This window comes from Propioniciclava sp. LT294, from assembly GCF_059516005.1.
The window spans coordinates 55,915-66,233 of sequence record NZ_JCAKNG010000012.1; the positions used below are offsets into that span (position 1 = coordinate 55,915).

A 10,319-nucleotide genomic window follows, 5' to 3' on the forward strand; every position below is an offset into this window, starting at 1 on the left:
TCAGGGGCGGCGCTCGATCTTGGCGACGGCGACGTCGGCCAACTCGGCGCCGGCACCGGCGAAGACGTTGACCACGGCGTGCGCGCCCGCCGCGATGGCCTCGTCGGCGTCCTCCTCGTAGCGCGCGACGACCGCGACGACCCCCCCGAACGGGGTCGCGTGCACGAGCCTGAGCGCCTCGAGGTTGGAACTCTGGGCGGGCATGGCGAGGACGATCACGCGCAGGCTGCCCATGTCCTTGATCCGATGCCAGAACTCGGCGTCGCTGGCGTCGCCCTCGATGACGTGACGCCCGGACTCCTGCAGCCTCGGGACGCGCACCGGGTCGAACTCGATCCCCATGGTCGGCAGCTGGTGCTCGGCGACGAGCCGGTCGTAGGCGGCCGCCCCGATGCGGCCCATGCCCAGCACGATCGCCTGGGCGTTGCCCACGTCGATGTGCCGGTCCTCGACGTGCAGCACCGCCTCGGGTCGATCGGGCAGCAGGTCCGACAGCCGCCGGACGAGTGCGGGTCGGTGTCCGTTCACCACCGCGCCCAACACGAAGCTGAGCGCGACCGCCAGCGAGATGGTGACCAGCCAGTCGTCGCGCAGGATGCCGGTGGACACCGCGACCGCCGCGACGATGATGCCGAACTCCGAGTAGTTGGCCAGCACCAGCCCGCCCGCGGTCGACGTGCGGTTGCGCAGGCGACCCCACCGCAGCAGGACGCCGAACAGCGCGGCCTTGATCGGCAGGGCCAGCATCAGAGCTGCGGCGATCGCCACCTGGGTCATCGATGGGACGCCGTGACGCCCGATCCCCACGAAGAACGCAACCAGCAACAGGTTCTTCAACCCCAGCAGCGTCTTCGCCAAGCCGCCCGCGCGCGGGTGGCCGGCCAACAGCATCCCGACGATGAGCGCCCCCAGGTCACCCTTGAGCCCCACCGCCGTGAAGGCCAGGTAGCCGGGGACGAGCGCGAGGGTGACCCCGACGAGCACCTCGAGCTCACCGTGGTGCAGGCGGTGCCACAAGCGGCGGCCCAGCCACGCAGCGGGGATGAGCAGGAGCAGCGCCAACGCCCAGGGCGTCGGGTAAGAGCCTTGAGTGACGGCGATGAAGGCGACAGCAGCCACATCCTGCACGATGAGGATGCCGATGGCCGTGCGGCCGACCAGCGACTGACCCTCGCCGCGATCGTCGAGCACCTTGACCACGAAGACGGTGCTGGAGAACGAGAGCGCGAACGCGACCAGACCGGCTGTGCGCCAGTCGGGCCCCCTGTCGGGCAGGAGCAGTCCTGCGATGACAGCCACGAGGAGACCGCCCCCAACGGTCAGCAGCATGTGGGCGGACGCTGTCCCCCACACCCGTGCCTTGGTGAAGGTGCGCACGTCGAACTTGAGGCCGATCGTGAACAGCAGGATCGTCACGCCCGCGTTGGCCAGCGCGTCGAGGTACTGCAGGTCGGGCACTGCCCACGCGTTGAGCACGAACCCCGCGGCGAGGAACCCCACCAGCGGCGGCAGCCGGACGAGCGCGGCCACCACCCCGGCGAGCAGCGTCACGACCAGGTACAGGGCGACGACGTCCATGGGGTTCCTCGATGCGTCGGCCGGACCCCGGCGTCCGGTGACCCGACTCTACGGTGTCCGTGACGTCGCGTCAGACAGATGGCTGGCGGCGTGCCGGGTGCGTCGTGGGAACCACGGGTGTGCCCACTGGGGATCGAACCCAGAACCCACGGAGCATCGTCTATATCCTCACGGACCTGGGACCTCACGGCTGCCGAAAAGGGTGAGCCCGTTGGCGCCGCCGCAGTCACCGCGGGGGCACGGTGAACCCTTGCCCCTCCACGAGCAACTGCGGCTCCTCCCACAGACCGGGCGGGGCTTGACCATTCAGCTTGGCCTCGGGCTGCTCGGCCGGCGGGTCCCCGTCCGTCTGGGAGACGTCGAACACCGATACGGGCTTCACGCCGACGAGTCTGCGCTCGGCCTGCGGCGTGCCATCGACACCGGGGATGGGCCACCCCGACGAGTCGAGCTTCTGGACGCGTGCGGTGACGGGCCCGAGCACCTTCAGGGCCTTTTCCCACGCCGCATCTGGCGGCCCATGGCCAGCCAAGCTCGGTACCTGGGCACGTGGTTGGCCCCGGTGTTCTGGGGGTACAGGGCAACGCGGTTGGGGAAGCTGTAGTCATGGAAGCTGCGGGCGAAGCTCAGGTGGGCGGCCCAGTCATCCGCCACTGGGGTCATGCCCTGGCTGATCTGCTCGTGCAGCAACTCCATGGTGGCGCGGCGCTGTTCCTCGGCGACGGCCGGATCGCGGACGGCGCTCATGGTCTGTGAACGCCCGGGCGGCCTCGATCAGGCTGCGGCGTCCGGTCACGTCGTCGCGTTCGGCCAGGGCCCCCCGCAGGGTGGCCTGGATGGTCCCATCGGTGGGGTCCCCGTGCCCGAGCTCGTGAGTGCGATCGACCAGCTCCGACAGGTCGTCCAGCGTCTGCCGGTGGTCGCGGACCAACTGGGGCAACGACTTGCCACGTGCCTCGGCAGAACCTGCACGCCCCCGACCGACGCGCCGCCCCAGATCACCCCGCTTCTAAACCCTCGACTGTGATGAGCCCAATGACGGGTCTCCATGGATCTCGGCGTAGAGGCGGCTGGTGTGAAGGGCGAGATAGCTGACCTCATCGTTGGTGAGATTTCGCTCGACAGCCTCGGCAATGAGGCGTGCCAAGGCGATGGCGGCGTCGGCCGCGGCCGGGTAGGTCTTTCGTACCGATGCCATGACGTCGATATGAAGGTCGTTGAGCTGCCGGTCTTCGAAGGCGCGCACGAACAGGTAGCGGATGTGGGTGACGAAGCGTGCGGCGCTCATCGAGTTCTGGTCGATGGGCGTTCCCCATTGATGCTGGAGCAACAGGAAGCAGTGTCCGATTGTCGAGGTCATCGACACGGTCTTGCTGAGGTCACCTCCGGCCCACGACTGGTTGATGAAGTGCAGCGCGAACGCGACCCATTCATCGTCCTGGAGCCGGATTCCGAGCTTGGAGTTGACGAGTTCCATGGCACGCCGGCCCAGGGCTGACTCCGCAGGGAAGAGTTGGGCGACTTCCCATCGGAGCGGGAAGTCGATCGTGACGCCTTGGGCGGCGCGGCGGACCGCATAGGTGAGGTGGTCGAGGATGGGCAGAATCACGGCTTGGGTGTCCTTGACGCCGAGCTCATCGCGCGCCAGGGATGCGATCCGACGTGCTAGGTCGGTCTCCTCGAGGGTGGCGTCGCTGAGGACGTTGGCGACCTGGGTCGCCTTGAATGCGCCGTCCGCGACGAATCGCTGGCTGCCGTGGGGGTCGATGAACTCGCCGGGCTTGCGTTGGAAACCCAGCCCCTTGCCCAGCAACACCACTTCGGTTCCATCGGGGTCCGTGCCGAGCACCACGTTGTTGTTGTACACACGCCGGATGAGGATTCGCTCGCTCACAGCCATACCCCATTCATCATGACGCGTCGCACACGTAGCTCGTTGTCGAGCATGACCATGTCGGCGCGGAACCCTGCCTCGAGCCGGCCAACGTCGGCCAGGTCGAGGTAGTCCGCCGGCTGGCACGTGGCTGCCTGGATCGCCTCAACTGGGGTGAGCCCGGCCGCGTGGGCGTTACGCACTGCGGCGTCGAGGGTGAGGGTGCTTCCCGCGATGGTGTCGCTGCCCGTCAGGACTGCGACACCATCGGTCACTGTGACGTCTAGTGATCCGAGTCGGTAATGACCATCGGGTTGGCCTGCCGCGGCCATGGCGTCAGTGACGAGGACGCCGCGGGCGCCGGCCGTCCGCAACGCGAACACCGCCAATTCCGGATCGACGTGCACGTTGTCGAACACCAGCTCGACGTGCACGCGGGGATCGGTGAGTAACGCCAGGATCGGGCCGGGGTTGCGGTGGTGCAAGGGTGGCATTGCGTTGAAGAGATGGGTGGCGCCCCGGGCGCCCGCGTTGATCGCCGCCTGACACTCGGCATAGGTGGCCCCCGTGTGGCCGACCGCGACCACGACGCCTCGCGAGACCAAGAGCTCGGTCGCTTCGACACCGTTGGGCAGTTCCGGGGCCAGGGTGACCATTCGGATGGCACCGTTGGCCGCGTCGAGGAGTTCGGCGATGAGGTCGAGGTCGGGGTCTGCCAGCAGCCCGGCCTCGTGGGCGCCCTTGCGCTCGGGATTGAGCCACGGACCCTCCAGGTGGATGCCAGCCAGGTCGCCAATGTGCACGCGAGCGGCTAGTGCCGCGACCTGGCGCCGCAGCTCGTCGGGGCTCGCAGTCACGAGGCTGGCCACCATGGTCGTCGTTCCGCGAGCCCGGTGGGCGGCCAGCACTCGGCTGATCTCGCGGTCGGAGGTGGTGCTGAAGGACGAACCGCCACCACCGTGCACGTGGACGTCGACGTAGCCCGGGGCGAGCCACATGTTCGGATGGCGCTCATCGGGGGCGGACGGGGCTTGGCCCCCGCCCGCTTGGATGATCCGGTCGCCCTCGATCTGCACCCACCCCGGTGCCAGAAGCCCATTTGCGGTGACGACATGGCCAGCTTCGATGATCATGTAACCGGATCCTCGAAACGCTGCCAAGCTGGCTTGAAGTCGTATGTCTCTCGGTAGTAGTTGGCGTTGGCCAGCAGTGAGGCGGCAGCCTCGTCGACAACGACGGTCGCGAGCGGGTGGAGCTGAAGCACCGACCCGGGCCAAGTCGCAGTCACCGGGCCCTCGACCAAGGCGGCGACCGCCCTGGCCTTGTTCTCCCCTTGTGCAACCATTAGCACCTCCTTGGCGTCCATGATTGTGCCGAGCCCTTGCGTCAGACAGTGGCGTGGCACCTCGTCCAAGGAGTCGAAGAACCGGCTGTTGTCGTTGCGTGTGAGGCTGGCGAGCGTCTTGATCCGGGTCCTGGAGGCCAGCGAGGAGCCGGGCTCGTTGAATCCGATGTGGCCGTTGGCGCCGACTCCAAGGATCTGGATGTCGACGCCCCCGGCTGCCTTGATCTGTTGCTCATAGCGGGACGCGGCAGCTTGGAGGTCTTGGCTGAAGCCGTCGGGGGTGACCACCCTGGCCGGGTCCATCCTCAGTGGCTCGGTGACGGTCTTGCGGATCACCTCGGCGTAGCTCTCCGGGTGACCTTTCGGAAGGCCCACGTACTCGTCGAGCGCGAAGCCCCACGCGCGTGACAGGTCCAGATCGCCAGACTCGACCCTGCGGGAGAGGTCTGCGTAGGTGGCCAAGGGGGAGGACCCGGTGGAGAGGCCGATGACCACGTCGGCGCCACGCTCCCGTACCACGCGTGCCACCTTGGCTGCGGCGACCCGCCCGACATCTTGGCCGTTGCGGCAAATGATGACCTCCATCGCTGCCTCTCTAGACCCTCGCGACAGCTGCCACGGGGGCGCCTTCGCTGGCAGTGAGGTCGGTGACCGAAATCGTGAACGCCTTGCCGTTGGTCACGATCACCGGCGTCGTCATCGAGGGCACCTTGCCGGCCATATCGGCGAGGTCGCAAGTGATGACCGGGTCGCCCACCTTGACCCGGTCGCCCTGAGCCCGCTGTGCTGTGAAACCCGCTCCCTTCAGCTTCACTGTGTCGATGCCGATGTGCACCAAGACCTCGGCGCCAGCGTCCGTACGGATCGCGAAGGCGTGCAGCGTCTTGGCGACCAGGATCAATTCGCCGTTGACCGGCGCCCGGAAGGTGCCCTCGCTGGGCTCGACGGCGAAGCCGTCGCCCATCGACCGGCGAGCGAAGACCGGGTCGGGCACCTCATCCAGGGTGACCACACGTCCCTGGACCGGGGCGTACACGTTCTCCTGCCCGGGAGTCTTCTTGAACGGGTTCCACATGGTGTTTCTTCCCTTCAGTCGAGGATTCCGAGGGACTCGTTGATGGCGTTCTTGTACAGGATCGCCTTGGCGCCGTAGACGGCCTGGACACCGCCGCTGACCTCGAACACGTCGGTCGCGCCAAGTCGCTTCAGGGCAGTCTTGTCGACCTTGGCCGGATCCTTCACCGCCACTCGGAGGCGGGTGATGCAGGCATCCACGTCCTCGAGGTTCTCCGGGCCGCCCAGCGCGGCGAGGACGCTCGCTGCCTCGGTCCGGAGCGCGTCCTGACCAGCCGGGACGGGTGTCGACTCGGTGGTGGCGGTGTCGGCTTCGGTGTCTTCCAGGTGGCCGGGGGTGGCGACGTGGAACTTCTTGATGAGGAACCGGAACAGGAAGTAGTACAGGGCGAACCACAGCAACCCGATCGGGATGACGTAGAGCCAGTGCGTGCGTTCGTTGCCCTGGAGGATGCCGAACAGGGTGAAGTCGATGACGCCGCCCGAGAAGGTGTTGCCGATGTTGATGTTGAGCACGTCGGCCACGAAGAACGAGACACCGTCGAGGAAGGCGTGGATAACGTAGAGCCATGGAGCGACGAACAGGAACATGAACTCGATGGGCTCGGTGATGCCCGTCACGAATGAGGTCAGCGCCACCGAGGCGAACAGGCCCGTGTACTTGGCGCGGCGATCCTTCGGGACGCACTGCCACATCGCCAGGCAGGCGCCCGGCAGGCCGAACATCATGGTCGCGAAGCGACCGGCGAAGTAGCGGGTTCCTTCGGTGAACATCCCCACATGGTTGGGGTCGGCGAGCTGGGCGAAGAAGATCTTTTGCGCACCCGCGACCTGCGCGCCGGCCACAATCTCGGTGCCGCCGAGCGGGCTGTACCAGAAGAGCGGGTAGATCATGTGGTGCAGGCCGACGGCTCCGGAAAGCCGCATCAGGAAACCGTAGAAGAACGTGCCGACAGGCCCCCAGCTGGCGATCGCGGTACCCGCGGCGACCATGCCGGCCTGGATCGGCGGCCACACCAGGAAGAACAACGCGCCAACGAAGATGGCAGCGAAGGCCGTCGCGATGGGAACGAACCTAGATCCACCGAAGAAGCCAAGGAACGGCGGCAGCTGGATGTTGTAGTAACGGTTGTGCAGCCACACTGCCACTGCGCCGATGACGAGCGACCCAACGACACCGGTGTCGATCGACCCCTCGGGGTTGGTCAGCTTCAGCAACGCCTGCATAGTGCCGACCATCACGATGTAGCCGGTGATGCCCGCGAGGGCCGCCGTGCCCTTGTCACGCTTGGCCAGACCGATGCACAGACCGATGGACAGCAGCAGGGCAAGATTGGCGAACACCACGCTGCCCGCAGCCGCCATCACGCTGAAGACACCCTGCAGGACCGGATGGGCGAGCGCAGGGTACGCCTGCACTGTGTTGGGGTTGGACAAGGCGCCACCGATTCCAAGCAGCAGGCCCGCCGCTGGCAGGATGGCGATCGGCAGCATGAACGACTTGCCGATCTTTTGGAGTGTCTTGAACACGGGATCAACTTTCTTTTTCGGGGCCCGTCAGGGCAAGGTTTCGAAGAGACGAAAGAAGGGGGGCATGGTGCATCGGGTCAGCGCTGTCGAGGCGAATCGCCGCGTGCAGGATTGACAGTCAGCGCAACGCGTTGACGAATTCGGTCGCGATTTCCAGCGGCCGAGTGATGGCCCCGCCGACGACGACACAGAATGCGCCAAGCCCGAGCATCCTGCGGGCCTGCTCCGGGGTCCGGATGCGGCCTTCGGCGATCACCGGCACCGCGGCGTCCCGAGCCAGCCGCTCGACCAGGTCGAAGTTCGGGGCCGGAGCGTCCTGGGACTGGCGGGTGTAGCCGCTCAATGTCGTGCCGACGAAGTCGACCCCCGCCCCCGCTGCGGCGATGCCCTCGTCGTAGGTGGAGATGTCCGCCATCAGCACGATGCCCGGGTGGGAGGCACGAATCTCGTCGATGAACTCGGCGGGGGTCTTGCCGTCCGGGCGGGCACGCAGCGTGGCGTCCAGCGCAATCACGTCAGCACCGGCCTCGATCAGGTCGTCAACCTCGGCCATGGTGACGGTGATGTACGGGTCGAAGGGCGGATACTCCCGCTTCACCAAACCGATGACCGGCAACGACACCGCGGCCTTGATCTCACGCACGTCACGCGCCGAGTTGGAACGGATCCCGGCCGCTCCCGCTCGCTCTGCGGCCAGAGCCATCAGGGGCATTACACCCCCGGCCTCGGCATAAAGAGGTTCGCCGGGCAACGCTTGACAGGACACAACCAAGCCGCCGCGCAAGTGATTCAGCAGGGTGGGATCAGTCATCGATACCTCGCAAACTCGAGCGTGAACAAACCAGGCCAGACGGACTGGGAGGGGCACGTCTCGAGTTTTGCCGAAAGTTACAATCCCGATGACTAGCGCGACGTAGCGCTGCGAGGAAAATTAGCACGCCGACGAGGTCGATACAACCCGCGGTCTCACTGCGACCTCAACACCGCCACACCGCGACGTCACGTGTGCCTTGACCGGCTTGCTTGAGGCGACGGGGGCAGGAGGAGCCACTGGGTGGTCGCCTCGGCACCAGGTTTGCGCGTCGTAGATGAACGAGACCCCAGGGCGCGTTCGTTCTCCATCCGCGTGCGCAGCCTGGGCAAGGTGCAGTGAAGTGGAGTTCGTCGAGGCGGGCCGAACGCCTGGGCAGGGCGCTCGGCGACCAGTGGTTCGACACGGCCGAAGGCGGGGTCACAGATGCTTCGTTCAGGCCGGGAGTGAGTAGGTCGAGGGTGTCAACGACGGCTGAATCTGAACCCCTTTGCGACGGTTGAAAACGGACCCCTCTGCGTTGGTTACGTGTCCTCGATCGGGGTCGGGATGCGGCCCAGGTCGTGGTTTTTGAGCCGGTAGGAGTCGCCCTTGAGGGCGATCACGTCGGCGTGGTGGACGAGCCGGTCGATCATCGCGGCGGCGACGGTGTCGTCGCCGAAGACCTCGCCCCAGCGTCCGGACTCCTTGTTCGAGGTGACGATCAGGGAGGCGCGCTCGTAGCGGGAGGACACCAGTTGAAAGAACAGGTTCGCCGCTTCGTGTTCGAACGGGATGTAGCCGACCTCGTCGACGACCAGCAGCGGGTATCTGGCGAGGCGGCGCAGTTTGAATGGCCCCGGGTCTGATGGAGGCTCTCAGTCCTGGGAAGGGATGATGAGAGTCATGGCAGCAGCGAGGAAGTACAGCGTTGAGTTGCAGCAGCGGGCGACGAGGATGGCGTTGGATGCGCGGAGGGACCCGGAGTCGGCGCGTGGGGCGATCAAGCGGGTCGCCGACCAACTGGGGGTGCACCCGGAGGCGTTGCGGAACTGGGTGCGTCAGGCCGAGGTCGACGGCGGGGTGCGGCCCGGCACGACGACCGATGACGGGGCTCGGCTGGCCGAGCTCGAGCGCGAGGTCCGCGAGCTGCGTCGGGCCAACGAGATCCTGAAGACGTCCGCGGCTTTTTTCGCGGCCGCGGAGCTCGACCGCAAGATCAGGTAGCGGTGCCCGTCGGGGTGCTGGTCGACTACATCGACCAGTACCGCGACCGGTTCGGGGTCGAGCCGATCTGCACGGTGTTGAAGGCAGCTGGTGTGCAGATCGCCCCGAGCACCTACTACGCCGCCCGGGATCGTCCGCCGTCGGCCCGCGCGCTCCGCGATGCCGAACTCGTCGGCCAGATCCGGGCCGCGCACCAGGCCAACCTGGGCGTCTACGGTGCCCGCAAGGTCCATGCCGAGCTCAACCGGACGGGCACCAAGGTCGCCCGGTGCACCGTCGAGCGGCTGATGAAGAACGACGGCCTGCGCGGCATCCCGCGGGAAAAGATTCGCAAGACCACGATCGGTCAGGGCGCGCAGACCGAGCGTCCCGAGGACCTGGTCAAGCGCGAGTTCGTCGCCGGCGCCCCGAACCAGTTGTGGGTGGCTGATCTGACCTACGTCCGGACGCACGTCGGGTGGGCCTACGTGGCGTTCGTGCTGGACGTGTTCAGCCGGATGGTCGTGGGCTGGCAGGTGTCGACCAGCCTGCGCACCGATCTGGCCCTGGATGCCCTCGACATGGGGCTGTGGGCCCGCCGGCGCGCCGGCCAAGATGTCACTGGTCTGGTCCACCACAGCGACCGCGGCGTCCAGTACCGAGCGATTCGCTACACCGAGCGGCTCGCCGAGGCCGAGGCCGTCGCATCGGTCGGGTCCAAGGGTGACAGCTATGACAATGCCATGGCCGAGGCACTCAACTCGTTGTTCAAGGCCGAGTGCATCCGCAACCCCGTGATGCGACCCCAAGGCGGCTGGAAGTCCGTGGTCGATGTCGAGATCGCCGTCGCCGAGTACGTCGACTGGTACAACCACCGGCGCCTCCACGGCGAGATCGGGCTCGTCCCGCCCGCCGAGTACGAG

At 66.9% G+C, this 10,319-nt stretch carries 10 protein-coding genes, 1 pseudogene and 1 other annotated feature; of the genes and pseudogenes, 1 reads left to right on the top strand and 10 read right to left on the bottom strand.

All coding sequences use genetic code 11. From position 1 onward, the window contains the following. The 10 genes and pseudogenes from AC5YDA_RS13190 to AC5YDA_RS13235 form a co-directional block, all read right to left on the bottom strand. Complete coding sequence (locus tag AC5YDA_RS13190; RefSeq protein WP_496193094.1) at positions 1 to 1,578, bottom strand: cation:proton antiporter domain-containing protein; 1,578 nt, start codon at positions 1,576 to 1,578, stop codon at positions 1 to 3. Positions 1,579 to 1,804: 226 nt separating this feature from the next. Next, on the bottom strand, positions 1,805 to 2,062 hold the full coding sequence (locus AC5YDA_RS13195) for a hypothetical protein (RefSeq protein ID WP_496193095.1): 258 nt from the start codon (positions 2,060 to 2,062) through the stop codon (positions 1,805 to 1,807). Positions 2,063 to 2,064: 2 nt separating this feature from the next. Continuing rightward, positions 2,065 to 2,325, bottom strand: a complete 261-nt coding sequence (locus AC5YDA_RS13200; RefSeq protein WP_496193096.1) for an ArdC-like ssDNA-binding domain-containing protein — start codon at positions 2,323 to 2,325, stop codon at positions 2,065 to 2,067. Positions 2,326 to 2,587: 262 nt separating this feature from the next. Continuing rightward, positions 2,588 to 3,472 carry a PRD domain-containing protein gene (locus AC5YDA_RS13205; RefSeq protein ID WP_496193097.1) on the bottom strand — a complete coding sequence of 295 codons (885 nt, stop codon included), beginning with the start codon at positions 3,470 to 3,472 and terminating at the stop codon, positions 2,588 to 2,590. Beyond that, the gene (gene nagA / locus AC5YDA_RS13210) at positions 3,469 to 4,584 is read right to left on the bottom strand and encodes an N-acetylglucosamine-6-phosphate deacetylase (RefSeq protein ID WP_496193098.1); all 1,116 of its coding nucleotides are present in this window, start codon (positions 4,582 to 4,584) and stop codon (positions 3,469 to 3,471) included. Before nagA ends, AC5YDA_RS13205 begins: the two co-directional genes overlap by 4 nt. Beyond that, positions 4,581 to 5,381, bottom strand: coding sequence for a glucosamine-6-phosphate deaminase (nagB, locus tag AC5YDA_RS13215; RefSeq protein WP_496193099.1), 801 nt, complete (start codon positions 5,379 to 5,381; stop codon positions 4,581 to 4,583). Before nagB ends, nagA begins: the two co-directional genes overlap by 4 nt. Before the next feature lie 10 nt (positions 5,382 to 5,391). Continuing rightward, positions 5,392 to 5,871, bottom strand: coding sequence for a PTS sugar transporter subunit IIA (locus AC5YDA_RS13220; protein ID WP_496193100.1), 480 nt, complete (start codon positions 5,869 to 5,871; stop codon positions 5,392 to 5,394). Positions 5,872 to 5,885: 14 nt separating this feature from the next. Continuing rightward, positions 5,886 to 7,400 (bottom strand): PTS transporter subunit EIIC, encoded by a 1,515-nt coding sequence (locus AC5YDA_RS13225; RefSeq protein ID WP_496193101.1) that lies wholly within the window; start codon positions 7,398 to 7,400, stop codon positions 5,886 to 5,888. A gap of 118 nt (positions 7,401 to 7,518) precedes the next feature. After that, the gene (locus tag AC5YDA_RS13230) at positions 7,519 to 8,211 is read right to left on the bottom strand and encodes an N-acetylmannosamine-6-phosphate 2-epimerase (protein WP_496193102.1); all 693 of its coding nucleotides are present in this window, start codon (positions 8,209 to 8,211) and stop codon (positions 7,519 to 7,521) included. Between the two features lie 524 nt (positions 8,212 to 8,735). Further along, positions 8,736 to 9,041, bottom strand: a pseudogene (locus AC5YDA_RS13235) (ATP-binding protein); the annotation flags it as partial. A gap of 55 nt (positions 9,042 to 9,096) precedes the next feature. Between AC5YDA_RS13235 and AC5YDA_RS13240 the strand changes: the two are divergent. Continuing rightward, a protein-coding gene (locus tag AC5YDA_RS13240; RefSeq protein ID WP_496193103.1) for an IS3 family transposase occupies positions 9,097 to 10,319 on the top strand; the annotation gives its coding sequence in 2 pieces (ribosomal slippage) (positions 9,097 to 9,391 and positions 9,391 to 10,319; 1,224 coding nt annotated over the 2 pieces). This gene is flagged as partial in the annotation. Then, positions 9,375 to 9,524, top strand: a sequence feature (AL1L pseudoknot). (Overlaps the previous gene by 150 nt.)

Coding starts and splice junctions, on each gene's coding strand:
- AC5YDA_RS13190 (WP_496193094.1), bottom strand. CDS start 1,578: ATGGACGTCGTCGCCCTGTACCTGGTCGTGACGCTGCTCGCCGGGGTG.
- nagA (WP_496193098.1), bottom strand. CDS start 4,584: ATGATCATCGAAGCTGGCCATGTCGTCACCGCAAATGGGCTTCTGGCA.
- AC5YDA_RS13200 (WP_496193096.1), bottom strand. CDS start 2,325: ATGAGCGCCGTCCGCGATCCGGCCGTCGCCGAGGAACAGCGCCGCGCC.
- nagB (WP_496193099.1), bottom strand. CDS start 5,381: ATGGAGGTCATCATTTGCCGCAACGGCCAAGATGTCGGGCGGGTCGCC.
- AC5YDA_RS13230 (WP_496193102.1), bottom strand. CDS start 8,211: ATGACTGATCCCACCCTGCTGAATCACTTGCGCGGCGGCTTGGTTGTG.
- AC5YDA_RS13220 (WP_496193100.1), bottom strand. CDS start 5,871: ATGTGGAACCCGTTCAAGAAGACTCCCGGGCAGGAGAACGTGTACGCC.